23 protein-coding genes are annotated in these 24,970 nt (G+C 42.0%); 10 read left to right on the top strand and 13 right to left on the bottom strand.

Going from position 1 to position 24,970, the window contains the following annotated elements:
- Positions 1 to 3 precede the first annotated feature (3 nt).
- Genes L4D78_RS08650 through L4D78_RS08640 form a run of 3 tightly spaced genes read right to left on the bottom strand, consistent with a single transcriptional unit; the run spans position 4 to position 3,330 of the window.
- Entirely contained in the window at positions 4 to 1,044 is a 1,041-nt protein-coding gene (locus L4D78_RS08650) for a FemAB family XrtA/PEP-CTERM system-associated protein (RefSeq protein WP_428466531.1), read from the bottom strand.
- A complete protein-coding gene (locus L4D78_RS08645) occupies positions 980 to 1,927 on the bottom strand; it encodes an XrtA system polysaccharide deacetylase (protein ID WP_428466530.1) in 948 nt (315 codons plus the stop codon). Before L4D78_RS08645 ends, L4D78_RS08650 begins: the two co-directional genes overlap by 65 nt.
- Positions 1,928 to 1,929: 2 nt before the next feature.
- On the bottom strand, positions 1,930 to 3,330 hold the full coding sequence (locus L4D78_RS08640; protein ID WP_428466529.1) for a TIGR03013 family XrtA/PEP-CTERM system glycosyltransferase: 1,401 nt from the start codon (positions 3,328 to 3,330) through the stop codon (positions 1,930 to 1,932).
- 333 nt (positions 3,331 to 3,663) lie between these two features.
- Here L4D78_RS08640 and L4D78_RS08635 point away from each other — a divergent pair, with 333 nt between their 5' ends.
- Genes L4D78_RS08635 through L4D78_RS08615 form a run of 5 tightly spaced genes read left to right on the top strand, consistent with a single transcriptional unit; the run spans position 3,664 to position 9,347 of the window.
- On the top strand, positions 3,664 to 4,311 hold the full coding sequence (locus L4D78_RS08635; RefSeq protein ID WP_428466528.1) for an XrtA/PEP-CTERM system exopolysaccharide export protein: 648 nt from the start codon (positions 3,664 to 3,666) through the stop codon (positions 4,309 to 4,311).
- Positions 4,312 to 4,323: 12 nt separating this feature from the next.
- Positions 4,324 to 5,862, top strand: a complete 1,539-nt coding sequence (locus L4D78_RS08630) for an XrtA system polysaccharide chain length determinant (protein ID WP_428466527.1) — start codon at positions 4,324 to 4,326, stop codon at positions 5,860 to 5,862.
- A 1-nt stretch (position 5,863) separates the two neighbouring features.
- On the top strand, positions 5,864 to 6,772 hold the full coding sequence (locus L4D78_RS08625; protein WP_428466526.1) for an XrtA-associated tyrosine autokinase: 909 nt from the start codon (positions 5,864 to 5,866) through the stop codon (positions 6,770 to 6,772).
- Complete coding sequence (locus L4D78_RS08620) at positions 6,741 to 8,198, top strand: TIGR03016 family PEP-CTERM system-associated outer membrane protein (RefSeq protein WP_428466525.1); 1,458 nt, start codon at positions 6,741 to 6,743, stop codon at positions 8,196 to 8,198. The genes L4D78_RS08625 and L4D78_RS08620 overlap by 32 nt, the downstream gene beginning before the upstream one ends.
- A 3-nt stretch (positions 8,199 to 8,201) precedes the next feature.
- Positions 8,202 to 9,347: an XrtA/PEP-CTERM system-associated ATPase gene (locus L4D78_RS08615; RefSeq protein ID WP_428466524.1), complete on the top strand. Its 1,146-nt coding sequence runs from the start codon at positions 8,202 to 8,204 to the stop codon at positions 9,345 to 9,347.
- A 111-nt stretch (positions 9,348 to 9,458) separates the two neighbouring features.
- On the opposite strand, the gene prsR is transcribed toward L4D78_RS08615, so the two are convergent.
- The 5 genes from prsR to bioA form a co-directional block, all read right to left on the bottom strand.
- The gene (gene prsR / locus L4D78_RS08610; protein ID WP_428466523.1) at positions 9,459 to 10,817 is read right to left on the bottom strand and encodes a PEP-CTERM-box response regulator transcription factor; all 1,359 of its coding nucleotides are present in this window, start codon (positions 10,815 to 10,817) and stop codon (positions 9,459 to 9,461) included.
- 23 nt (positions 10,818 to 10,840) lie between these two features.
- Positions 10,841 to 12,910 (bottom strand): XrtA/PEP-CTERM system histidine kinase PrsK, encoded by a 2,070-nt coding sequence (prsK, locus tag L4D78_RS08605; protein ID WP_428466522.1) that lies wholly within the window; start codon positions 12,908 to 12,910, stop codon positions 10,841 to 10,843.
- Between the two features lie 98 nt (positions 12,911 to 13,008).
- Positions 13,009 to 13,170, bottom strand: coding sequence for a hypothetical protein (locus L4D78_RS08600; protein WP_428466521.1), 162 nt, complete (start codon positions 13,168 to 13,170; stop codon positions 13,009 to 13,011).
- Positions 13,171 to 13,404: 234 nt separating this feature from the next.
- Positions 13,405 to 13,971 carry an LON peptidase substrate-binding domain-containing protein gene (locus L4D78_RS08595; protein ID WP_428466520.1) on the bottom strand — a complete coding sequence of 189 codons (567 nt, stop codon included), beginning with the start codon at positions 13,969 to 13,971 and terminating at the stop codon, positions 13,405 to 13,407.
- Positions 13,972 to 14,099: 128 nt separating this feature from the next.
- A complete protein-coding gene (bioA, locus tag L4D78_RS08590; RefSeq protein ID WP_428466547.1) occupies positions 14,100 to 15,359 on the bottom strand; it encodes an adenosylmethionine--8-amino-7-oxononanoate transaminase in 1,260 nt (419 codons plus the stop codon).
- A gap of 140 nt (positions 15,360 to 15,499) precedes the next feature.
- Here bioA and bioB point away from each other — a divergent pair, with 140 nt between their 5' ends.
- From bioB to bioD, 4 genes are read left to right on the top strand one after another with little or no spacing between them, the layout of a single operon-like run.
- A complete protein-coding gene (gene bioB / locus L4D78_RS08585; RefSeq protein ID WP_428466519.1) occupies positions 15,500 to 16,552 on the top strand; it encodes a biotin synthase BioB in 1,053 nt (350 codons plus the stop codon).
- A complete protein-coding gene (gene bioF, locus L4D78_RS08580; protein ID WP_428466518.1) occupies positions 16,539 to 17,717 on the top strand; it encodes an 8-amino-7-oxononanoate synthase in 1,179 nt (392 codons plus the stop codon). Before bioB ends, bioF begins: the two co-directional genes overlap by 14 nt.
- Complete coding sequence (bioC, locus tag L4D78_RS08575; RefSeq protein ID WP_428466517.1) at positions 17,707 to 18,531, top strand: malonyl-ACP O-methyltransferase BioC; 825 nt, start codon at positions 17,707 to 17,709, stop codon at positions 18,529 to 18,531. Before bioF ends, bioC begins: the two co-directional genes overlap by 11 nt.
- Complete coding sequence (gene bioD, locus L4D78_RS08570) at positions 18,524 to 19,204, top strand: dethiobiotin synthase (protein WP_428466516.1); 681 nt, start codon at positions 18,524 to 18,526, stop codon at positions 19,202 to 19,204. The genes bioC and bioD overlap by 8 nt, the downstream gene beginning before the upstream one ends.
- A gap of 77 nt (positions 19,205 to 19,281) precedes the next feature.
- On the opposite strand, the gene L4D78_RS08565 is transcribed toward bioD, so the two are convergent.
- Positions 19,282 to 19,491 (bottom strand): hypothetical protein, encoded by a 210-nt coding sequence (locus tag L4D78_RS08565; protein ID WP_428466515.1) that lies wholly within the window; start codon positions 19,489 to 19,491, stop codon positions 19,282 to 19,284.
- A 313-nt stretch (positions 19,492 to 19,804) separates the two neighbouring features.
- Between L4D78_RS08565 and htpX the strand changes: the two genes are divergently transcribed.
- The gene (gene htpX / locus L4D78_RS08560; RefSeq protein ID WP_428466514.1) at positions 19,805 to 20,683 is read left to right on the top strand and encodes a protease HtpX; all 879 of its coding nucleotides are present in this window, start codon (positions 19,805 to 19,807) and stop codon (positions 20,681 to 20,683) included.
- Between the two features lie 129 nt (positions 20,684 to 20,812).
- Here the strand turns inward: htpX and L4D78_RS08555 are convergent, their stop codons facing one another.
- The 4 genes from L4D78_RS08555 to L4D78_RS08540 form a co-directional block, all read right to left on the bottom strand.
- On the bottom strand, positions 20,813 to 22,018 hold the full coding sequence (locus tag L4D78_RS08555) for an MFS transporter (protein ID WP_428466513.1): 1,206 nt from the start codon (positions 22,016 to 22,018) through the stop codon (positions 20,813 to 20,815).
- 3 nt (positions 22,019 to 22,021) lie between these two features.
- Positions 22,022 to 22,192 carry a hypothetical protein gene (locus L4D78_RS08550; protein WP_428457678.1) on the bottom strand — a complete coding sequence of 57 codons (171 nt, stop codon included), beginning with the start codon at positions 22,190 to 22,192 and terminating at the stop codon, positions 22,022 to 22,024.
- 142 nt (positions 22,193 to 22,334) lie between these two features.
- Positions 22,335 to 23,447 carry a PQQ-dependent sugar dehydrogenase gene (locus tag L4D78_RS08545; protein ID WP_428466512.1) on the bottom strand — a complete coding sequence of 371 codons (1,113 nt, stop codon included), beginning with the start codon at positions 23,445 to 23,447 and terminating at the stop codon, positions 22,335 to 22,337.
- Positions 23,448 to 23,483: 36 nt separating this feature from the next.
- Complete coding sequence (locus L4D78_RS08540) at positions 23,484 to 24,947, bottom strand: aminotransferase-like domain-containing protein (RefSeq protein ID WP_428466511.1); 1,464 nt, start codon at positions 24,945 to 24,947, stop codon at positions 23,484 to 23,486.
- Between the last annotated feature and the right edge of the window lie 23 nt (positions 24,948 to 24,970).

Here is a 24,970-nt window from a genome sequence, read left to right as displayed (position 1 = left end):
GCATTACCCCAGATATTTTGAGAGAAGAGGGCCAACTTTTTGACTAAGGCCAAGCGGCAACTTTTGCCATGCTTTGATGAAGTACTTGTATTTAGGATTATTGGGTGACAAGTTCGGCAAGGCTTTGCTTTTGACTAGAGCAACTCGGTAATGCAAAGGTTGCTCTTCCATTCCCCAATGCTTTTTGTATTTATACGAGCCTGAATTATTTTTACTTCGCCCGAAGTCAAAGTGTGTTATACCTTTTTGATGTGCAAGCTGCATGAGTTGAAAATACATGAAATCATTACTTTTCAGTTCTCTTGCTTCAAATTTCCCGCCACCATAATAAGGGAGTACTTGGCCCTTATAATAAAAGCTTAATACACCAGAAACTGGCTGATTATTTTTGTCATGAACTAGGAGAGTTTCACATTGTTCACCAAAGGTCCCTTTTAATTGGCTGAATAATTTTTTTGAGAACACAGGGGTACCTAGGTTACGTACACTTTCAGCATAAATATCAAAGCAAGCTTCAGGATCATTGGTGTTATCCCAACTTAATTCGTTTTTCTGTGAGTGACGAATAACCGCGCGTTGTTTGCGCTTTATTGTGGTAAGAATATCGTCGGCTTTTTCAGGAAGCGGACATTGAAAAGAAGTGTGATGGCTATGTGAAAGCCATGGTCCATTACTGTCTATTGGGTTTTTATCACGCAATTCTATATAGTCAACATTTAAGTCGCAGCCTAATTCATAAGCTGCAGACTCTAGCTTCTCTCGAATAATTGAACTGTTTGCAACAACACCTCCATATACACAAAAAGGTGTTGAAATAAGAGCGTGACCAAAAAGCAAACTCTTTTGCTCGAATAATGGCAAGATGCCAACGAGTTGCTGATTTTCTTCTGCTAATAAGTAGTGGTGCTTGTGACCAAAAACAGAATGAATAACCTCTAGCCAGCCTGATAAATGGAAAAAGCTACCGTCGGGGTGATTATCAACGTAGTTGTCCCATAATGAATGCTCTTTCTCTGTTAACTTCCGTATTGATAGATTTTGCATTGTCTTCGTGCCTACTTAGTTGATAAACATGACTCATTGAATTCCATTTGAAATCTTGCAAGAGCCGTTCCAATCGGCTTTCCATTTTGTTTAGATTTAGGTAATGCCTGAATTGTGATTTACGTGTAATTCCTGCCACTCTTGGTTGGTGTGGGTCAATCTCCCAAGGGTGAAAATAAAAACTATATGGTTGACCAGTTTCTTTAATAAAAGATTGAATAAGGTAGCGACTTAATCGATAAGGGTAAAACCGGAAATAACCGCCACCACCAATGGGAATGTTATTACCCCATTTATTCAGGGTTGGGATTGGTATTTCACAGATCCCTTCTGGACGTCTGTGTTTAAATCTAGGCCAATCTGGCACACCATAGAGGTCATGTTTTACAGGGTAGGTACTGCTTGTATACAGAAAACCAAGCTCTTTAAGTACATCAAAAGCCCAAGTATTTGAGGTGTCGATTGAAAAGCTAGGCGCGCGGTAGCCTACCACGGGCTTACCAGTGAGAGACTCTATTAATGCTTTGCTTTTTGCAACATCATCGCGAAATACAGCAGGACTTTGTTTATTGGCTTGCTGGTGGGCAAAGCCATGGCTTGCCACTTCATGACCATGTGATGCTATTTCTTTGATAAGAGATGGGCATGCTTCAGCAATCCAACCGAGAATAAAGAAAGTCGCTTTGGTTTGATGGTTATCGAGTAATTCAAGAATCCGCTGTGTACTTTTCTCGACGCGAAGAGGGTACTTTTTACCCCATTCGTTAGGCTTTATGACTTCAGCTAACGCTGAGACATGGAAATAATCCTCAACATCAATGGTCATAGCGTTAACTATTGTATCTACGTTTAAATTTGGAGCGGGTGTGTTTAAGCTTTCCATGTCTATCGTCCTTTTCCAAATAAGACAATTTCAGATGTCCTTATCAAGATTAGAATATCTAATAGTAGACTACGATGTTTGATATAGTAGAGGTCAAACTTTAGTTTTTCTATGGCATCTTCTATGCCATCACCATAAGGGTATTTTAGCTGCGCCCAACCAGTAAGACCGGGCTTAACATCTAAACGGTGCGCATAATAGGGAATGTCGCTTTCAAACTGTGATGAAAACTGAGGGCGTTCAGGGCGAGGGCCAACAAAACACATATCACCAAGAAAAACATTTAATAATTGAGGAAGTTCGTCTATACGGTATTTACGTAATATATTTCCAACTCGAGTTATTCTGCTGTCAGATTTCGACGCCATTTGAACGCCATTCTTCTCAGCATCGGTTGTCATACTACGGAATTTATAGATAGAAAAAACCTTCCCTTTTAAGCCAACACGTTGTTGAGAGTAAAATACCGGTGCCTTTATTCCATCTTCTAGTTTAATTGCTATTATCGCAGCAATGATTAAAGGCCAAGTTACGATAAGAATCATAATTGCAATAAAGCTATTGAATGACCAATGAAATACCGAAGGAAGCCAGTGATTCTTTGCTTGGTTATTGTACATAACAAAGGATGGATAAATGTGGTTGACCGCAATTTGGCCAGTTTCTCTTTCGATAAAATCAATAATGTCAGTAATGGATATACCGTTAACCTTACAATTAAATAAACTGTTAGTCGGCAAGTTTCCACGCCTTTCATCTGCAGCAATTACAATTTCGTCAATTTCATTGTTTATAGCAAATTCATCGAGTGATTCAGTCGAGTTTAGCTGAGGTGCAGATAGCGTTTGGTCGTTATTGTCACCTGTTAGTGTGATAAAACCAACAAGGTCGAAATGTACTCTATCCGACTTTCTTCGCATGCTAGTATCAATTAATTTCGCTCGTTCTCCTGCACCAAGAACAACGACTTTACGACGTCCAATGTGTTCATAGTTGTTTTTTATTGCGATGTAGCGAGAGAAAACTAACCYTATCAATACAAAACCATAGAGAATTTCCTTACTAGCTCCCGTAAGCTGTAAGAATGGTATGAAAAATGAAAGTGAGGAAGACAAGATATAAGCAAGAATAACAGCCACGGTAATACGGACAGTGATACCTCGAAAGTTTTCTCTCAGCTTTTCATTATATAAACCGACAGAAAGTAATGTTATYTGTATCGGTAGACTAAAGAAGAATAAATTAGCTACAAAAGCAATGCTGCCATAAATCGGCATTATATTAGGATATATGCCTTTCAGGTAATGAATTCCAAATGAAAAAATACTGAATAAAAGGATAATATCCGTAATTATCAATGTTGCATTGCTGAGGTTTAAGTCATGAAACTTAGACGTTGCCATAATATTTTATTCCTTATGGTACATAGCTTTCTTACTTGTTTTTAAAGCATTATCTATGCCACATATTAAGCTTGCACTATCAGGGGGTGTTAGGAATTATATGCACCTTTTTTTTTAAATTGCATATCAAATCGAGATTTCATGAAAATATAGAGGTGTAAATGTTAAGTATCTCACCTGAAATGTTCAATTTTAACTAGAAAAAAGCTTTAAAATAAAAAAAACATATATAGTTAAATCAGTGCAACTGATGAAATTTTAGTTATACGCCTTTGTGAGGCGATAAAGGGAAACCTTACTTAGTCAAGGTGGTAATGCAGGGTGGATGCGTTTATGAGTAAACATGGCTTCAATGTTAGGTGTTCATTGTTGGCTTTTGGACTGCTGATGGGCAGTACTGTTGGCTGTAGCTCTACAGGCTTACCGCTACTGCCGTCAGCCACGCCTCAGGCATCACTAACCAAAGATATCAGTGAATATAAGTACCTTATTGGCCCCGGTGATAGCCTGTCTATTTTTGTTTGGGGCAATCCTGAAATATCCGGTAGTTTTATTGTTCGCCCTGACGGTATGATTTCGACATCTTTAGTCGACGACTTACCAGCATCTGGCCGAACACCAACAGATTTAGCGCGTAGCTTGGAAGCTCAATTGTCTGAATATGTTCGAGACCCAATTGTGACTGTGATGGTATCTGGCTTTGTTGGGCCATATAGCGAGCAAGTTCGCGTAATTGGTGAAGCCTCTGATCCTCAAGCGATTAATTATCGAGAAAATATGACGCTGCTTGATGTCATGGTTGCAGTCGGGGGGTTAACAGAGTTTGCTGATGGCAACGATGCCCGGTTAATCAGAGTTGTAAATGGTCAACAGAAACAGTTTGCTCTCAACATGAGCGATCTTGTTCGGGATGGCGACATAGAAGCAAATGTCGATATATTACCTGGCGATATTATTATTATTCCTGAAGCATGGTTTTAAGGAACGATCTTTATGAAGGAACAGTTAGATCTCCTATTGCATTACCTTCGGGGAGTATGGCTATACCGTCGATGGGCAATCATTACATTATGGATAATCTGCCCTATTGGCTGGGTTGCAGTAACCTTTTTGCCGAATCAATATACTTCTGAAGCTCGGGTATATGCTGATACCCGATCGATCCTTCAGCCATTATTACGTGGTTTAGCGATTGATAACGACCCAACTCAAGAATTGCGATTGATGGTTAAAACGTTACTGAGTCGACGTAACCTAGAAACCATCGCACGATATACAGATGCTGATGTGACGGTAACAACGAATGATGAATATGATGAGTTATTAGAAGATTTAAAAGATAACATTAAAATTCGTTCAGCAGGTAAAGAGAACTTATTTACAATCAGCTATTCAGGCAAAGACCCAGAGTACGTGCAAGGCGTTGTACAGGCTTCACTTGATGTTTTTGTTGAAAATGCGGTAGGACAAAAGCGGCAAGATACGAGTAAAGCGAACGAGTTTATTGAATCTCAACTTAATGAATATGAAGCTCGGTTACTTGAAGCTGAATCAAAATTAGCCGAATTTAAACGTGCCAATGCTGGTTTTATGCCAGGAGCGGAAAAGCGTTATTTTCAGAAACTCGAGGGTTTAAAAGTTGCACTTGAATCAACTCGTTTAGAGCTTAAAGAGTCTCAAACACAGCTAAAAAGTGCCCAAGGGCAGTTAAATAAAGAGCTCTCTTTAATATCGAAGCAGTCATCAAGTTATCGAACAGAGTATGACCTTCGTCTTGAATCATTAGAGTCACGGTTAGACTCTTTATTATTTAGGTTTACTGAAAAACACCCAGATGTCATAGAAACGCGGCGTCAAATTACAGAACTTAAAAAACTGCAACAATCATCGCTTGATCAATCTTCGCCTTCGGCAGCGGAGAACCCCGTACTTCAAGAAATTAAGCTGTATATTACCCAGTTAGAAAATGCGATTGCTTCTTTAACGGTAAGGGAGGCGAGCCAAGTTGAAAAGCTGTCGGTGCTAGCAGAGGAGATGACGCAAATTCCCAACGTTGAGGCCGAGCTGACGAGTATGATGCGGAATTATGATGTGACGAGAGCGCAATATGAGCAGTTACTCGCCCGTCGTGAATCGGCATTGATTTCACAGAGCGTTGGTGCATCGTCTGACGAAATTACTTTTAGGGTCATCGATGCACCATTATTGCCAAAAGAGCCTTCTGGCCCAATGCGTCCATTGTTCTTGATTGTGGTGCTGTTTTTGGCTACCGGTGCTGGGGTTGCATTAGCGTTTTTGAATAGCCAAATACGACCCGTTGTTATTTCTGCGAATCAACTTTTTACTCAAACTAAGCTACCTGTATTTGGTGTGGTATCAGCAACAAATACATCAGGTATAAAAGCGATTGAGCAACGGAAAGTTTGGCGATTTTCTATTTTAAGTGTGCTGTTACTTGTCTGTTTTACATGCTTTATGGTTATCAATATCGTGCCCTCTATTCAGAATGCTATTACTCAGGAGTTAAGTTGATATGAGTATTATAGAAAAGGCGCTTAAAAAACGAAGGGTTGGCGAACAAAGTGAGGGTACTGAAAATTCGGGTAGTATTGCAAAAGCAATGACACGGAAGGTGAAGCCTGAGACAGCAGCGAATAACCATGTAGCGAGCGATAATGATAATAAGGTCGCGGTAACGACTTTGCACATTGATACCGAAAGGTTAAAAAAAGAGGGGATGGTGGCGTACGATGATGATAACGCCAATGCACAAATTAACAATGAGTATCGTTCGATAAAGCATAAAATTCTCTACAATGCTTTTGGTCCAGTGTCGAGTACATTGAAACAAAGTAATATGGTGATGATAACAAGCGCTCAGCCAATCGAAGGAAAAACGTTTACTGCAATTAACTTGGCATTAAGTGTTGCCACCGAGAAAGATAAAACAATATTATTGGTCGATGCAGATGTATTGCGACCAAATATTTCACGAACTTTAGGGGTTGAAGAAACCCCCGGCCTTATTGACTACCTTCTTGGTGATGTTTCTAATCTTTCTGATGTCATTTATCCAACGAATATACCTAACCTAAGGATCCTACCTGCAGGCTCTGCGCACCATTTAAGCAATGAACTTCTAGCCAGTGATCGAATGAAATCACTGACAACCGAATTAGAGAACCGCTACCCAGATCGGCTGGTGTTGTTTGATTGCCCACCAATGCTTGGTGTTGTTGAAACTGTCACGGTTTCGCAATTGATGGGGCAAGCTATTATTGTTGTTTCGCATACAACAACCCAAATGTCAGACGTAGAGCAGACTATCGCCGATTTAAATAGGGATCTAGCCATTGGTTTTGTAATTAATAAAGCGTTGTATGGAACGCATAGTCAATATGGATATGGTTATGACTATGGAACGAAGCCCAAAAAAGTATAAGCATTTATTATGTTCTCTATCGCTTATTACTACAGGTAGCTTTGCTGCGGATGTTACGTTTTCTCCAGTTGTAGGAGGAGGGCTTACTTTCACGGATAATGTGGATTTGGTCGAATCAGGAAGCGGCAGTAGTTTAATCTCGTCCATTGATGTGGGGGTGGCAGCCAGTGTTATTGGTAACGATGGACAGTTAAACCTTGCTTATACCATGAGCCAATTATTTTACAGCCATGATTCGAGTGAAAATACAGCTTATCAACAATTGAATTTTTTGACTAGAAAGGGGCTGTATAACACAGGGTTTAGTGTGGATGCATCCGCATCCATTGAAAACATAGCGGAAGCGATTGATGAAAATGCCAGTGTTGATGTGTTTACTGGCAACACAATTGAAAGTAAAAATGCGCAGGTGGGTGTTAGTTATCATTCTAATCCATTAAGTAAGGTTGATTTACGGACTAGAACCTATGCACAAATTACCAATAATGAAGATGATATTGGTAATTATGATGGCTATGGTGCCGAAATCACCTATGCAAATGGACGAAGTGTTAAAGACTTTTTCTGGTTAATTGAAGCCTCTTATGATTATAAGAACGGTAAAAATGGTGATGAAGACACGTCTTTTACCTTATTGCGTGAAGAGTTTGGTTTGCAAACCATTCATGGTTGGTCGCCACTTATACGCTTAAATTATGAAAATTATGAAGGTCGAGCAGAGTCAGACAGTGCCGATTCCTTTAGCTGGGGGCCGGGACTTCGATATTATTGGACAAAGCAGTCATATATCGAGGTAAGTTATAATTTTTCTGACGATGATAACAATTCAGATTTTTGGGCTGGCGCGATCAATGTCGAACCTAATGCACGCACTAAGTTATTCTTTTCTTATGATAAGCGCTTCTTTGGTGATGCATATCGATTTGAGTTATCACATCGCTCTCGTAAACTGACAAATACCATCTCATATTTTGAAGAAGCGGTGAGCTTTGACCGCGATTTCTTTACCTCAGGCTCTAATGTCTCTGAAGTATCTCTAAGCCGGCGCTTAGAGTGGTCTTCGGTAGTAAAATCTAGGCGTACAAGCTATGAGYTGTCTATTTTTCATGATGAACAGCAAGTGCTAAATGCTAATGCGGATGTGCAAGATGAAGAGGGCAATGGGATTGGATTAGATATATCTCACCGCTTATCTCGTCGCTTAAGCATGCGCTTAGGTGCTGAATATAAGTATTATGATTTCGAACGACTTTCAGAGGCTGACCAGAGTGATCATTATCGAGACTATTCATTAGGTGCAAGCTATCAGCTGAATGAGGATATATCCACGTCATTTAACTTGTCTCATATGAATAAATCGTCTTCTAAGTTAAATGAAAGCTATGATGAAAATAGAGTGTTTATTAATGTAAGGATGCAATTATAACCCATGTATGAATCACACTTCGGACTTACTGATAAACCTTTTAAATTAAGCCCTGAGCCTCGGTTTTTCTTCTCGAGCCCCCATCATGAAAAAGCGTTGTCTTATCTACAGTATGGCCTGTCTCAAGGTGAAGGGTTTATTGTGGTTACAGGCCCTGTGGGAACCGGTAAAACAACGTTGGCGAGAAGCTTATTAGCATCTTTGGATGACTCTTTTGTGGCTATCCAAATCGCTACCACGAGGCTAAACCCTGAAGAGTTGGTTCGTTTGGTGGCTGCAAAATTTGGTATTCCAGTTGATGGGGGAGATAAAGCTGCGATATTGCAACGAATGGAGCAGTATTTATTAACGCTGTCTCAGCAAGGAAAGCGCGCGCTACTGATTGTTGATGAAGCTCAAAATTTGCCGGTTGAAACAGTCGAAGAGCTGAGAATGTTATCAAATTTTCAGTTAGACGATACGCCCTTGATTCAGAGTTTTTTCCTGGGGCAAGAAGAGCTGAAAGGTATCATTGCAATACCGGAGATGGAGCAATTTCGTCAACGCATTATCGCATCTTGCCATTTACAGGCTTTTGATAGTAAACAAACAAAAGACTATATATTACACCGTCTGGCGCAAGTAAATTGGCAGGGTAGCCCTGAATTTGAGCATGATGTTTTTGAGTTAGTCATGAAAAAGTCGTCGGGCATTCCCCGTAAGATTAATATTCTAATGGATAGGGTGTTATTGTTCGCATTTCTAGAAGATTTGTCGGTTATTACGACATCAGATGTGGATAAAGTGCTAGAAGAAATGGGAGCAGAATTTTCTGGGTCCTTAGCGAAGCAACCATTCATGCAAGATTTTCAACATGGTTCGCCCATGAGTACGGCTGAGCGTGATGTGCTTACTCCGTTTTCAGATCATGATATCGAAAAAATGCATAAGACCCTGCATTCAGTAACTGAAGTGCTTGATACTGTTATTGAGCGAAAAGTTGCAACCATTCGTTATTTAGATAAGTTATTAGCAAAAAAGAAGCGCCAAGTTAATATTAAAGCAAGCGATGAAGGAGATGCCCAAGATAATATATTAGATGAAGAGTTGGGGTCTTTAGGGAGTAAGTTTTGGGTGAAAAAGCTGATGAAATTGAGTACCACTGAATAAAGTCATAGTCTCGATTACCCTGTTAATGGCGACTAAAAAGGAGAAGCATTATGGCATCTCCTTTTAGGTCGTATTTTCGTCAACGTTACCCTGTTTGTTAGCACTTTAGCATTACTTTACATCGATGGCTAAAGTGTACTTTTCTAGTAAGTTATAGAGTGTTGGTCGGGTTATGCCCAGTAAATTTGCGGCTTTCGATATATTATTATTGCAGAGTGATAATGCTTGAGTGATCGCTTGTTTTTCTGCTCTTTCACGAATGTGGCGAAGATTAATCGCCATTTTTTTATCATCATCAGGGCTATCTTGTAGCACTAAGGCAAGATCAAACTCAGTAATGACTTTTCCTTCAGCCATAATCGTTGCCGATTTTATTTTGTTCTGTAACTCTCGAATATTACCAGGCCAGTGATGTTGAGCCATCGCAGTGATTGCCTCTTCGGTAAACCCTGTGATTTGGCGTTGCGTTTGTTGGTTAGCAATATGCAGGAAGTACCTTGCTAATAGCACGACATCTTGCCCACGTTCACGGAGTGGTGGATTAACGATGGTAATTTCGCTAATTCGATAATACAGATCTTCTCGGAACGTTTTTTCTGCCATCATTGCTTCAAGGTTCTGGTGGGTAGCGCATATAATTTTTATATCTACTGCTATTTCTTGTCTGCCTCCGACACGTTCAATCACTTTTTCTTGAAGAAAACGTAAAATTTTAGCTTGTAAAGGGTAGGGCATATCACCAATTTCATCGAGGAAAAGTGTTCCTCCATGAGCATGTTCAATTTTACCTATTGTGGTTTTATGTGCACCAGTAAAGGCACCTTTTTCAAAGCCAAACAATTCACTTTCAAGCAATTGTTCCGGAATAGAAGCACAATTTATGGCAACAAATGGTTTACCTCTTCTTTCACTCTTATTATGGATAGCGCGAGCAAGCACCTCTTTACCGGTCCCACTTTCACCTAATATGAGGGTTGAAATTTCGCTGGTCGCAATTCTATCAACCATTCGGCATACATGTTGTATTTGAGGACTATTGCCAATAAACCCGTTGTCTTCTAGTGATGACTGTTTAAGTCGAAGGTTTTCTGATTCTAAATTGGCAATGATATATGCACGCTCGATAATGATTGACAAAATATCATTATCAATTGGTTTCTGATAAAAATCATGAGCGCCAAGTTCAATGGCTTTTAACGCATTTTCTTTATCATCATTACCCGTTATGACAATGACTTTACAATAGGGATTGAGTTCGAGAATATCTTGTAATGTTTGTAATCCCTCTGATGCATTAGCTTCATCAGGCGGAAGCCCTAAATCCAGTGTCACGACTTTAGGTTCGAAACGTCGTATTGCAGTAATTGCTTCTTGACGATGACCTGCTAACACCACATTGTAATCAGAAAGGCACCATTTTAATTGTTTTTGAATGCCGGGATCATCTTCAATGATGAGCAACGTTTCCATAGACTATTCCCTGTTTGTGGTCGTTATTTAAGTATAGTGAAACTTTTTTGTGCTAAAGCGGTTTGTTTAGGGATTTTCAATGTAAAGCAGCTGCCCTCATTAACAGTAGAGTCAACATAAATGAAGCCCCCGAGTTGCTCAACCATGACTTTCGCATCATATGCGCCTACACCCATCCCTATATTGCCTTTCGTCGTGTCAAAAGGCTTGAAAAGGCGGTGTTTAATAAATGCTTCTGACATACCGTGGCCACTATCTTTAATGATGATTTGAATACTTTTGGGTGTATCGACTAAGGAAACGGTTACGCTGCCATTATCATTGGTGGCATCTTGCGCATTTTGAATTAGGTGGTTTAGGCTATTTTGGAATCGTTCTTTTAGTGTTGTTAACGCTAGTTGATGACGGGAGAAATTATGAAATATGGGGATTGGGTGTTGAACAGCCCGCTCTTCACAAATACGCGCGATAGTTTGCTCAATATTAATGACTTGCTCGGTGTCAGCTTCAATTCGTTTTTTACCGAGTTGTGTTAATACTTTATTGAGGCGTATTACTGCGGAGTCTACTGTTTCAAAAGCATCATCAATGAATTCAGGGTTATCACGGTGTTTTTTAGCATTATTACTTAATAATTGTAGTTGCGCCACCACATTTTTTAGGTCATGAACGAGGAACGCAGACATTCGGTTAAAGGTATCAAATTGCTGGCTTTCAGCTAGTCTTTGATTGGTTTCATACATGGTGAGGTAAACTGAAAGTTGTAGGCTAATCGCGTTCATTAAGTCTCTATCCTCCCAATTTAAGTCGTCGGTAGATGTTGGCGTAGATAGAATAAAGATTCCTTGGGTTCCGGATGAGGAAATGAGAGGCGCAACAATAGTAAAGTGTTGTATTTTGTTGAGTTGTTGAATATCAATATCAAATGGTGCTTTTTCATGTCCGCTGGACAATTTCGGGATATCTATAATCCACTGGTGCTCAATAACTTTGCTCCCAAGAAGTTTTAATAAGGCTAATGCTTCAGGGTGATCCAAAGAGCAGTGAAGGTTTGTTTCGGGTAGCAGTAAGCCATTCTTTTGAATGGCAAGAATGCCATATTCGCAACCCAAAGGACGCATCATCGCAGAGAGAGCATTGTCGTAGGGTGTACGTGCTTGATCTTCAATCTCAGAGCAAAAGTGCATCCACTCTTCGCGGTATTCATATTTGTTGGCGAAAAAGTGCTTGGCAATGAAGACCTTTACTCTTTGTCGTAAAACGTCGGATAAAAATAAGCTGGCAAGCACTAGGCTTCCTAGTGAAAAAAAGAGTGTTTGCGCGGTTTCAGACCAAGAGTTGCCCATTGCTTTAATGTAATAGCCAGCCAGTGACATTAAAAGTAGGTATAACCCAGCCACTAAAATCAATGTGCTGTGATAAATAATGTTACGAGAGACATAAACACGGCTTTCCCAGTTTTTTAGCCGTCGAGTTGTGACCGCAATGAGCGGTAAAGCTGCAGCAATTACCCAGCCTCTTCCTTGCCAAAACGAAGGAGAGATCGTGTTTGTTAACAGTGCGTCGGCATACAAGGCAAAGTTGTAACCACTGATCAAGCCAACACCAATACAGAGTGGCTTTATTGATTGCAGCTCTAGGCGATTGCTACGCCGGTACAGTTGTTCGACGAGCCAAAGGCAAATAATGGCTTGCGAAAGGTGGAATAAAAAGAATATTTTTTGATGAAATACCGGAGTAAAAAGCCGTATCACTTCGCTGATAGCAATGAATGACATGACGCTAATAATGGCACTATGGGGTTTGAGACTCAATAACGCTCTTATATTCTTTTTTACTGTTAAGGTACTAATAAGTAATAAAGAAAGATTTAAGTTAAATAGGGTTTCACTGATGAGGGGGGGTAAAACTGACGTGCCATTGATGAGTTGTTGTACTGTGCTTGCTGTCCAAATAGTACCAATCGCACACATACTAAGTAGAAGCTTCTTCTGTATGCTTTGCTTCTTGTATGTTGTTAATAATAATAAAAATAAGATGGCAAAGCCGATAGATGCAGCGATATAACCGATAAAGCCTAAAAATGATTCCACTTTGACATCCTTGTTCTCAAAAAGCGGTGCTATTTTGAGGTTAGACGAAAAAAGAGGATTTATTCAATTTAGCTGATCACCTGTCGGTTTAATGTTTTTTATGGCTTTGATGTGATGGCCTGACATAGGCTCTCTAGGGGAAGTAATTGCTGCAGGGTTTGTTGATCGCTAGCCAGTAAACTGCCGTTATATAATAGGGTTGCAGTGAGTAAAATGAATGGGATGCAATTAAGACTCAATATTAGTAATAGTTTTTTCATCGTGATGATCCTGCATCGTCATGGTGTTCATTTTCCCTCCCCATAAATCTTCCTGCGTCAAAATTTATGCTTTTTGCATAATGATTAGCAAATTGCTCATTCTGACATAATGTAAATGTAGTAAAAAAGCGGGTGGCTTTTGACTTATTCATGAGAAATGCAGTGTATTGTTTGATGGTCGAATCATGTCTTTGTTAAAGCTAACATCCACAGACATGACCGCTTTTATTAGTATTATTGGTCTTTTTTTAGTTGCTCATCAATAACATTATGTAAAAAAGAGAGTGCAGCACGATGGTCATTTCGACTCATAAACCATTGTTTTTGATTGGTTTCAAGAGGAAGTAACTCTAACCATCGTTGACACACCCAAGTCATGTCATTGTAATCTGGCAAAGGGTAGTGCACGGCATGTTCAGGGTATTCGTCAAACAGAGCCTTGAGGCTGCTGGAGATATCTCTATCAACAAACTTGATTTCGGTGGGTGACCAGTTAGTCATAGGGGTTATATCACCAAAACGTAGCTCGTCTTCTTCTTTCCAGTGGCGATTGATTAAGAATTTTTCTACACCTTTTACGGTTATGCCAAGTAGACCATCAGGAAGCTGCTCAAAATCAGTGATAATTGCACGAGTGCCAAAGTGACACAGTGAATCTCCGTCTTTCATGCAGAGTCCAAATCCATCACCCGCAGCCATTGCGAGTTTAACTAGCCGTGTGTAGCGCGGTTCGAATATTCTTAACTTACTTATCCCACCGGGTAGCAAGTATATCTGTAACGGAAATAGGGGTAATTGCATAGTATTAGCCTTTCTGACGTTATTGACTTTAGATTTGTCTATATACGTTCCAACCATGAGTTGGTTTTGCTATAACGTTCAGGAAAAGTATAAGCAGACAATTATTAGAAATTGTCTGCTTTTCGATATTACTGAAGGGTTAGTTTTATTACCGAAGTTAACTTGCTAAGTTCTTGTGGCTTAATAATAAATGGAGGCATAATGTAGACAAGTGTGCCAAAAGGGCGAATCCAGACACCACTGTCGACAAATGCTTTTTGTATTGAAGCCATATCAACGGGCTCATAGAGTTCAACAACACCTATAGCACCGAGCCAACGAACGGCTTTTACACGCTCTAATTTACCGATTTCAGGCAAGCTGTTAGATAATTGATTTTCAATGCTTTTTACTTGTTTTTGCCATGAGCCTTGCGCAAGAATACTGAGGCTAGCATTCGCCACGGCACAAGCCAAGGGATTGCCCATAAATGTCGGGCCATGCATGAAGCAGCCAGCCTCTCCACCACATACCGTATTTGCGACATGTTTAGTCGTTAAGGTTGCTGACAGAGTCATGTAGCCGCCAGTCAGTGCCTTTCCGACACACATAATATCAGGATTGATACCAGCGTGTTCACAAGCAAATAATTTTCCAGTTCGGCCAAATCCAGTGGCAATTTCATCTGCAATTAACAAAATCCCATATTCGTCGCACAGTTCGCGAACCCGAGACAGGAAGGTTGGGTGGTAGATCTTCATACCGCCAGCGCCTTGTACTATTGGCTCGAGAATGACTGCGGCAATGTCTTGGTGGTTCGTGGCCAATTTTTGTTTGAAGTCATCGACATCAGATTCTTGCCATTCATCATAGAAGCCGCAAGTTGGCGATTGAGCAAAGATATGCTCCGGTAAAAAGCCTTTATAAAGGCTATGCATGGAGTTATTTGGGTCAGTAACTGACATGGCCGCAAAGGTATCGCCATGATAACCATCTTTAACGGTGAGAAACTTAGGACGACGTTCGCCTTTTGCATGCCAATATTGTAATGCCATCTTTAAGGCTACTTCTACCGCGACTGAGCCTGAGTCAGCTAAGAATACATGCTGTAAAGGCTCGGGCGTCATTTTGACGAGTTTACGGCAAAGCTCAACGGCGGGCTCATGAGTGATGCCACCAAACATAACATGCGACATCTTATCGAGTTGTGATTTAGCTGCAGCGTTAAGTTCCGGATGGTTATAACCATGAATAGTTGACCACCATGAAGACATACCATCGATGATCTCTCGACCATCTTCTAGTTTAAGGTAAACCCCGCTGGCACTTTCTACTGGGTAACAAGGTAACGGGTTTAGCGTTGATGTATAAGGATGCCAAACATGTTGTTGGTCAAAAGCTAAGTCGATCTTATTGGTTGTTTTTTGCACAGATGTAAACCCCGGTCCTTTTTGATGGTTGACAGTCTACTGAGTCTCAGTAGACTAGCCAAGTATCAATAAGCATATTTTGCCGTTAGAGCTGAAATAAAAATAAGAGGTTATTACACGTGGAAGTACGTCACGACTGGACAGTTGAGGAAGTTCAAGCCTTGTTCGACAAGCCGTTCATGGATCTGGTTTTTAATGCGCAACAAGTGCACCGCCAGTATCACGAGCCGAATAAAGTACAAGTAAGCACCTTATTATCGATTAAAACGGGTGCATGCCCTGAAGATTGCAAATATTGCCCACAAAGTGCCCATTATCGTACCGATGTAGATCGTGAGCGTTTACTGGAAGTTGAGCGTGTACTTGATGCTGCAGAAAAGGCGAAAACGTCTGGTGCGACGCGTTTTTGTATGGGCGCAGCTTGGAAAAACCCGAAAGAACGTGACATGCCATATTTGCTAGACATGGTGCGTGGCGTGAAAGAGATGGGCCTTGAAACCTGTATGACTCTTGGCATGATCACGGGTGATCAAGCTGGCGAGTTGGCCGGGGCTGGTCTCGATTACTACAATCACAACTTAGATACTTCACCAGAGTTTTACGGCAATATTATTACTACGCGGACTTATCAAGATCGCTTAGATACCTTAAGCCATGTGCGTGATGCTGGTATGAAAATTTGTTCTGGCGGTATCATTGGTATGGGCGAGAGTTCACGTGACCGTGCGGGCTTACTGGTCGAGTTGGCGAATTTACCCATTCACCCTGAGAGCGTGCCGATTAACATGCTGGTTAAAGTGAAGGGGACACCGCTAGAGTCCGTTGATGATGTCGACCCATTCGATTTCATTCGTATCATTGCTGTTGCGCGTATCATTATGCCAGCTTCTGCTGTACGCCTTTCTGCTGGGCGAGAGGACATGAACGAGCAAATGCAAACACTGTGCTTCATGGCAGGTGCTAACTCGGTATTCTATGGCTGTAAACTGCTAACAACGCCAAACCCGGGTGAAGATAAAGACATGCAGCTATTTGCCAAATTAGGTATTAATAGCCAAGAACAGAGTGCCAAGCCTGATGAAATTCAAGCACAAGAATTGTTAGGACAGGTTGCTCAGCGTGTTGCTGCTCGTCCGAGCAAGGATGATTTGTTCTACGATGCATCGGTTTAATCAACGTATAGTCAAAGCCCTTGAAGAAAGATCTGTTCAAGGGCTTTATCGCCAGCGTACTTGCCTTGAACGACACAATGAGCAGGTTATATCTGGCGGTAGCGCTTTATTAAATTTCTCAAGTAATGACTATCTTGGTTTGGCGCAATCGCCAGATCTGATAGCAGCTTGGCAGGATGGGCTGGCGAAATTTGGAGCCGGAAGTGGTGCATCGCCGTTAGTAACGGGCTACCAACAACCCCACCAATACCTTGAAGCACAGCTTGCTGAATGGTTAGGTTTTGAACGAGCCTTACTTTTTAGTAGTGGTTTTAGCGCGAATCAGGCAGTTCTTTTTTCGTTATTGCAGCAAGGCGATCACCTTATTCAAGATAAGCTGAATCATGCCTCATTAATTGAAGCTGGAATGTTGTCTGAAGCCAATATGCGACGTTTTGCTCATAATGATCTGACTGCACTGTCGCGAACCTTATCTCGCCTAGAATTGGCAGATCGCTCTGAACAATCTCCGATGGCGACATTTGTTGTGACGGAAGGTGTATTCAGTATGGATGGGGATTTATCCCCGCTGGCTGATATTCAGACAATATGCAGTGAAACAAGCAGTGTCTTAATGGTGGATGATGCACATGGCTGCGGTGTGTTGGGTGAGAATGGTAAAGGAAGTTGTGATTTAGCGGGTGTCACTCCCGATGTTTTGGTCATTACTTTTGGTAAAGCATTCGGAATGCAGGGCGCTGCGGTACTTTGTAACCATGATATCGCTGAATATTTGACACAGTTTGCACGTCATTTTGTTTATTCAACCGCAATGCCCCCGGCACAAGCCTACGCTCTAAGTAAAGCTTGTAACATGATCCAAGCCGATGAATGGCGAAGGGAAAAGTTGGCGGAACTCAGTCAGGTGCTAGAGGATGGTTTAGATGACGACATTGTGTTTAAAAATACAGTGTCGCCGATAAAGCCTTTATTGATTGGTCAAAGTGATGAAGCCATGCGTATTTCATCTGCATTAAGAGAGCAAGGTCTTTGGGTGAGTGCTATTCGCCCGCCAACGGTGCCTGCTAATAGCGCAAGACTTCGAATTACTCTCACAGCCTCGCATCAGAAGGGTGATGTGAGACGGTTGGTAACGGCTATTAATGAGGTGTTTCATGGTGGATAAATTGAATACTGCCATCGAGCTTAGTATGGCAAATAATCAACAAGAAAAGCAGGCGATTGCTGATGCTTTTGGCCGCGCAGCGAAACATTATGATAAAGCTGCAGCTTTTCAACGAGAGGTGGGGCATTTATTGCTAGACAAGTTACCCGCGGTAGCACCTGTCGGTAGCCAGTGTCTTGATTTAGGTTGTGGTACGGGTTATTTCAGTGAGCAGCTTGTACAGCGTGGACTGAATGTTGCGGCCGCCGATCTATCGATAGCAATGTTGCAGCAAGCGAAAAATCGCTGCGGCGAAGACGTTTCTTATTTTGAAGCTGATGCTGAAAACCTGCCTTTTGACGATAATACCTTTGATTTTGCCTTTAGTAGCTTGGCCCTACAGTGGTGTGCTGATCTATCCATTCCGCTAAAAGAGTTGAAACGTGTCGTTAAGCCTGGTGGTAATATTGTGTTTACCACTTTAGTAGAGGGCTCATTATTTGAGCTTTCTAATGCATGGCGTCAGGTTGATCAATATCAACATGTGAACGATTTTCTTTCGCAAAAGGCCATAAAACTTGCGCTGGCGCAAGCAGGTAGCCATAACATTGACCTAGACTTCAAGCCGATCACCATGTTTTACAGCTCGGCAGTTGAACTCATGAAAGATCTGAAAGGGATTGGAGCGACACATCTGCAGCAGGGGCGTAAGGCAGGCTTGGCCGGTCGTAAAACGATTCAGGCATTAGAGAGCGCTTATGAAGAGTATCGAGATGAGAACCAACAACTGCCAGCTACTTACCAAGTCTGTTTTGGAGTAATTATTAATGACTAACGCTTTCTTTGTAACAGGAACAGATACCGAAGTCGGTAAAACTGTTGCCTCTCGCGCCATTCTTCATGCTGCAGCTAGCGCGAACATCAAGATGGCGGGTTATAAGCCAGTAGCATCAGGAAGTGTGCCGACTCAAGAGGGGATGCGCAATTCTGATGCGCTATATATTCAGGATGCTTCAGTTGTTGACCTTGGATACGATGAGGTTAACCCTTATGCGTTCGAGGCAGCAGTGTCACCACACCTTGCCGCAGAGCAAGAAAATCGTGTGATTGATTTCGATGTGTTGTCTGAAGGTTTATCGAAGTTAAAAGAAAAATCAGAAGTCGTACTGGTTGAAGGTGCGGGTGGATGGCGTGTACCTGTGACACGAACTGACTTCCTATCGACGTGGGTGAAGCGCGAAAAGCTACCGGTAATTTTGGTTGTTGGCGTAAAGCTTGGCTGTATGAGTCATGCGATATTAACGGCTGAAGCCATTCAACATGACGGCCTTGAGGTTGTGGGTTGGGTTGCTAACCGTATTAATCCGGGCACTGAAAATTATGCTGAAATTATTCGAATGATGGAAGCGAATTTACCAGGCAAAAAATTAGGCGAAATTCCTTATATGCCAGGTATTAAAAAGCGTGATTTATCTAAGTATATTGACTTATCACCACTCGCTCTTTAATGAAAAGATAAATTAAAACCTGCCAATTGGCAGGTTTTTTGTTTTAAAAAAGGGTTATAGCAGTATGCTACAGAGTATTAGCCTTCGCTGGTTAAACCAATAAGAGCTTCTTGTGTATCAGTTAGTGCAGATACACCATTTTCAATGCCAAGCTCTTTGCGTGCTTCTTCTGCAGACATACCAAGATGACAGCGCAAAATATCAATCGCCACCTGGTAATTCTCGTTATCAGCCATCATTCCTCCTTGATAATTCGACTTAGTGAATTCATCATGCCTTTCTGACATAAGACAATATTCGAATTGGTTCACAGTTTCAATAAGACTAAAGTCTAAAATATAACTTATATGCACCTAGTCACACTGGTTTGGCTTGAAATCTCGAAAACAAACACGAGAAAGTATAATAAATAGTCACCTCTATAAGGTGATGAGCTTTAACAAATAATTATTTGTTTTAAGCTGATTACGAAACGTAACAATTTATCACTTTCACTTGTAATTCGTTTGAACGACCATACTATAAATAACAAAGATAGCTGTAGAGCCTTTTCACAGCGCTATCTATGAAAGATGCCTTTATTTGGAGAATGGAAATAATATGAAGCGTATTGCTTTATTTCTGGCAACCAACCTAGCAGTGATGCTGGTTTTCAGTGTTGTCTTGAACGTTATCTATGCGTTTACTGGCCTTCAGCCAGGTAGTTTATCTGGACTACTGGTTATGGCTGCGCTATTTGGTTTCGGTGGTTCATTAATTTCACTGTTTATGTCGAAGTCAATGGCACTACGCTCTGTTGGCGGTTCAGTGATTGAGCACCCTCGTAACGAAACAGAGCATTGGCTTATGGAGACAGTGTCACGTCAAGCTCAGCAGTCTGGTATCGGCATGCCAACGGTTGCTATCTATGATTCCGCGGATATTAACGCTTTTGCTACGGGTGCAAAACGTGATGATTCACTGGTAGCGGTATCGACTGGTTTACTCCATAGCATGACACGCGATGAAGCCGAAGCTGTACTTGCTCACGAAGTTAGTCATATTGCTAATGGCGATATGGTTACCATGACATTGATGCAAGGTGTGGTGAATACCTTTGTTATCTTCGTTTCTCGATTGGTTGCAGGCGCAATTAGTGGTATTAACAATAGCGATGAAGAGGGAGGGAGCGGTAGCTACATGACGTACTTTATCGTTTCTTCAATCATGGAAGTATTGTTTGGCTTCTTAGCGAGCATTCTAACCATGTGGTACAGCCGTCATCGTGAGTTTAAAGCGGATGCAGGCTCTGCTCACCTTGTAGGTAAAGAGAAGATGATTGCAGCCCTTGAGCGCTTGAAAATGAGTCATGAACCACAGCTTGAAGGCTCTATGATGGCATTTGGTATCAATGGTAAAAAGTCACTGTCTGAATTATTTATGACACACCCACCATTAGACAAGCGTATCGATGCACTGCGTCGTGGCGAACATCTATAATTCATTATTGAACAATAGATAAATAGAAAGCCCCGTTTACACTTCTGTTTCTTATGAAAAGAACATAAGTGTAAACGGGGCTTTTTTTATTTAATATAGAAACAGTGAACCATCGTTTCTTATTATACGTTATGCCATTGCTGGTTGGCGTATGATCGGCTTATCATCAATCGGAAAGTGAATTAATGCAGCCAAAAATGCGAGTACAACGGTTGACCACCAAATAGGTTCGTAGCTGCCATAGTAATCGTAGATACGGCCACCCGCCCACGCCCCTAGGAAGCTCCCAACCTGATGAGTCAAAAAGACTAATCCGTAGAGTGTCGACATATAACGAGCCCCGAAGATTTGGCGTACTAGACCCGATGTTAGCGGTACGGTACCTAACCAACAAAAGCCAATTGCACCACCAAAGAGAGCGGCTGTTTCAGTGGTTATTGGTAGCATCACGAAACCTGCTATAACAACCGTACGGGTTAGGTATAGCGCTGACATGACATAACGCTTATTAAACTTATCGCCCATCACGCCCCAGAAGTAACTACCAAAGATATTAAATATCCCGACATATGCCAGTGCCATTGCAGCTGTTGCGGCAGGCAAGCCTTTGTCGGCGAGATAGCTTGGTAAATGGGTTGCGATAAACATAACGTGAAAACCACAAACAAAAAATCCGAGGTGGATTAACCAGTAACCACGGTGTTGAAAGGCTTCCTTTAATGCTTCTCGAAGGGTTTGGTTATCATCTGCTGAGACTGTCTGATTATTCTGTGGTTTACTTTTTATGAAGCATGAAAAGGCCAAGATTAAACCGCAAAGCATAGCAAAAACTTGTAGTGCGGTTTGCCAGCCAAAATCGCTAAGCATGTACTGTGCGCCAGGAATAACGGCAAACATGCCAAATGAACCTGCGGCTGTTGTTAATCCGAAGGCTTTAGCCGTGTGTTCGGCAGGAACAACGCGAGCAACAGCACCTAATATAATCACGTAACTGGTTGCGCTTAAACCAAGACCGACAAGGCCACCGAGCGTGAGGTATAGCCAACCTGGTTCTAGGGCTATCGAGGTAAGGTAAAGTCCGAGTGCATAAGCAATGGCACCGGTCCAAATTACTTTTTGTGGTCCCCATCTATCTGCCGCCATGCCGACAAAGGGTTGGAATAAGCCAAAAAGTAGATTTTGCAAAGCAATGGTCAGACTGAAAAACTCACGACCGGTGTCGAAGTGAGTAGAAATAGGCATCATAAAGATACCGAAAGATTGCCTGATCCCTAGGCTAATAATTAGTGTTCCAATTCCCATCCATACAAGAAGGGGGAAACGAAAAATACTCATGGTTTAAAGTCCAGAAAAGTTGGGTTCGATAGCGTTTTGTTGATGACATCCGCCACTCATCGCTTGTTCGGCTAGCACATCTAACAATGGTTGGCAGTTATGTACTGCCACAAGCGTGATTGCAAGTAATAGCCCCATTCGCAGGAGCTGAGCAAGAAGGGATTGTGAGAACATTCTCACCTCATGACGACAAATGAGCGGGGATAATAGTGCAATATAAATCATGACTCAAATGAGTATTTAGCAGTTTATATATGCATATTATGCATGTTATGGCTCGAGAGGATATCTAAGCTGAGTGGCGAATGATGAATGCTTAGTGTGGTGTCAGACGATAAATATCACCGCTGTCTGTTGATAGATACAAAAAGCCTTTCGGATCTAGTGTGAGAGCACGTATCCGCTCATCGAGGCTTTCAAGTAACCTTTCTTCACTAACGATACTTCCTTCTGTATTCATAGTGGTACGGTTAAGGTGACGTAACTTCAGTGCACCACTGAATAAGCTCCCCTTCCAAACTGGAAAGGCGTCACCGTTATAGAGTAATAGGCTGCCGGGGGCGATTGATGGAATATAGACTTTTTTAGGCGATACAATCCCTTCCTTTTCTTTGGCTTCACCCACAGTGATAGGCCCCCAGTACTCTTTACCGTGCGAAGTAATTGGCCAGCCATAATTACTGCCTTTGGTGATCAGGTTTATCTCGTCTCCGCCGCGTGGCCCATGCTCGTTTGACCATAAACGATTGGTGTGGCTATCGTAGAGTAGCCCTTGAGGGTTACGGTGGCCGTAGCTCCAGATCTCAGGTAAGGCCTTACTCTGCTTCACAAACGGGTTATCGGCAGGCACTTTTCCGTTAAGGGTCAAGCGTATAATACTACCGGCATGGGTCGTGAGATCTTGACCGTTAGGGCGGTGCCCTCGGTCACCGACAGAGAAGAAAACAAACTCACCCTTAAAAGCAATACGGCTACCAAAATGGCGGGCTGTATCACTGGTCGACTTAGTAACCAGAAGATCTTCCCATTCTTTTAACTCGGTATTGACGAGCTTGGCACGAGCTAGGGTGGTTGCAGCTTTTGAACCAACAGGTTTGCTGTAGGTGAAATAGAGCCAGCCCGATGGATGGTAATTAACGTCTAACAACCCGCCTTGACCACTGGCGAAAACGTTCGGTAATCCTGAAATAGCTTGAACTTGGGTGCTCTTTGTATTGAGCGTTACAGCCCGTCCATCGCGGAGGGTAATAAACAGGGTATTATCCGAGATGAATGTCATGCCCCATGGTGTTCCTGACAGGGTGGAGATCTGATCTACTTGAAAGGGCATGCCTTGGCTGCTGCCTTGATAAACGCTTTTCGCGTTGGCAGTGACATTTAGGCAAATAACGCAAATGAATACGAGTTGCCGTAATGCTCTGGGTATCATAGTGAAGTCCTTTCGTTATGATAAAAGTTAACTTGGTTAATTGTCGTGCCTAGCAATAACTTCTGCCAGTGTTTCCAATGCATTTTTCCATTTTTGTGTTGGCTCAAATGTCGCAAAACTTAATCGTAGGCAGTTGCGATGATGCTTATCGGAACTGAACATCTCGCCGGGTAATATGCTAATACCTTTTTCTAATGCACTGCGATACAGCGCTAACCCGTCAACTGAATTGGGTAGGGTTAGCCAGCATAGAAACCCTCCTTGTGGCTGTGAGAGGTGATAATGGTTATATAGGTTTGGGTACTGGTCTAAAGCTTGCGTTAGTTGTTGGTAAAACATTTTTTGTTTTTTTGCATAGCTTCGCCTGATTTTTCCCAGATGCTGGCGGTATTTTCCGGTTGATAAAAACTGCCCAACGGCAGAGTGCATCAGATTAGGGCTACCCATGTTATCGGTCATCAGCCGCTTTTCGATGGTTGTTTGATATTTTCCTGCAATGACCCAGCCAATGCGTAATCGAGAGTCCAAGGTTTTCGACAGTGAGTTGCAATAGATGATCCGGTTCTCTGTATCGAGAGTCTTGAGAGGAAGCGGCCGTGACTGATAGGCAAGACCACCAAATACATCATCTTCAATGATTGGGATCCCCGAAGTGATAGCGAGAAACTCAAGTCGTTTGTTGGTTGGCATTAAGAAACCCGTTGGATTATTGAAACTTGGGTTCGTGATAATCGCCCTAACTGGCCAACGAGCAAGTACCTGCTGGAGTGCGTTGAGATCCATACCTTCATGATTTAAGGCGGGAACTTCTATGGCCTTCAGTCCAAGTGATTCCAATAATAGCAAGTTACCAAAGTAGCTCGGGGATTCGACCAAAACAATGTCACCGGGCTGGGTGATTGCTTGCAAGCTTAGGCTAATGGCTTGCTGGGCACCATTAGTGATCAGGAGTTCATTCACTGAAGTATTGATGCCTAGCTCCCGATTAACGGCCACCAGTTGTTTGAGTAAATCTTCATTGCCCGGAGGAAGTTGATAATGGCTTGGAATGTGGTGTTGATAGCGACTGTGGCGACCAATTTCAGCATAGAGTGAGCGGATAGCAGGAAAGTCGGTATCAGGGTGGGCTGAGCCAAATGATACGATATTATCTTCAGCCGGCAGTTTCATTATCGTTTTGCTCAACGCCATTAAATCAACATATTTGGGAGTGGTTGTAATCTTTTTAACGGGAAGGGTAATGGCTGATACGATAAACCCTGAGCGAGAGCATGCTGTGATTTTCCCACTGGCCTCTAGTTGTTGATAGGCGCGGATAATCGTATTTTTGCTCAGTGAAAGCTCTGCACTAAGCTCACGAATTGAGGGTAATTTATCACCAGCTTGGTAGCTCCTTTTATCGATACGTTCGCCAATTAAAGTGACGACCTGTTGGTACTTGGCTTGCTGGTGGCTGCTTTGATGATGTTTGGCACGGGCTATGATGTTCTCTTTTAGCATTATCTGTACCCTAATAAATGATT

It is taken from the genome of Photobacterium minamisatsumaniensis (assembly GCF_050336695.1).
GTDB classification, from domain to species: domain Bacteria; phylum Pseudomonadota; class Gammaproteobacteria; order Enterobacterales; family Vibrionaceae; genus Photobacterium; species Photobacterium minamisatsumaniensis.
This window is presented reverse-complemented; position numbering and strand designations above follow the sequence as displayed.

Coding starts and splice junctions, on each gene's coding strand:
- L4D78_RS08600 (WP_428466521.1), bottom strand. CDS start 13,170: ATGAAAAAACTATTACTAATATTGAGTCTTAATTGCATCCCATTCATT.
- L4D78_RS08630 (WP_428466527.1), top strand. CDS start 4,324: ATGAAGGAACAGTTAGATCTCCTATTGCATTACCTTCGGGGAGTATGG.
- L4D78_RS08555 (WP_428466513.1), bottom strand. CDS start 22,018: ATGAGTATTTTTCGTTTCCCCCTTCTTGTATGGATGGGAATTGGAACA.
- L4D78_RS08565 (WP_428466515.1), bottom strand. CDS start 19,491: ATGTCAGAAAGGCATGATGAATTCACTAAGTCGAATTATCAAGGAGGA.
- L4D78_RS08550 (WP_428457678.1), bottom strand. CDS start 22,192: ATGTTCTCACAATCCCTTCTTGCTCAGCTCCTGCGAATGGGGCTATTA.
- L4D78_RS08615 (WP_428466524.1), top strand. CDS start 8,202: ATGTATGAATCACACTTCGGACTTACTGATAAACCTTTTAAATTAAGC.
- L4D78_RS08625 (WP_428466526.1), top strand. CDS start 5,864: ATGAGTATTATAGAAAAGGCGCTTAAAAAACGAAGGGTTGGCGAACAA.
- L4D78_RS08545 (WP_428466512.1), bottom strand. CDS start 23,447: ATGATACCCAGAGCATTACGGCAACTCGTATTCATTTGCGTTATTTGC.
- bioD (WP_428466516.1), top strand. CDS start 18,524: ATGACTAACGCTTTCTTTGTAACAGGAACAGATACCGAAGTCGGTAAA.
- L4D78_RS08635 (WP_428466528.1), top strand. CDS start 3,664: ATGAGTAAACATGGCTTCAATGTTAGGTGTTCATTGTTGGCTTTTGGA.
- bioF (WP_428466518.1), top strand. CDS start 16,539: ATGCATCGGTTTAATCAACGTATAGTCAAAGCCCTTGAAGAAAGATCT.
- prsR (WP_428466523.1), bottom strand. CDS start 10,817: ATGGAAACGTTGCTCATCATTGAAGATGATCCCGGCATTCAAAAACAA.
- L4D78_RS08540 (WP_428466511.1), bottom strand. CDS start 24,947: ATGCTAAAAGAGAACATCATAGCCCGTGCCAAACATCATCAAAGCAGC.
- bioC (WP_428466517.1), top strand. CDS start 17,707: ATGGTGGATAAATTGAATACTGCCATCGAGCTTAGTATGGCAAATAAT.
- htpX (WP_428466514.1), top strand. CDS start 19,805: ATGAAGCGTATTGCTTTATTTCTGGCAACCAACCTAGCAGTGATGCTG.
- L4D78_RS08645 (WP_428466530.1), bottom strand. CDS start 1,927: ATGGAAAGCTTAAACACACCCGCTCCAAATTTAAACGTAGATACAATA.
- L4D78_RS08595 (WP_428466520.1), bottom strand. CDS start 13,971: ATGCAATTACCCCTATTTCCGTTACAGATATACTTGCTACCCGGTGGG.
- L4D78_RS08650 (WP_428466531.1), bottom strand. CDS start 1,044: ATGCAAAATCTATCAATACGGAAGTTAACAGAGAAAGAGCATTCATTA.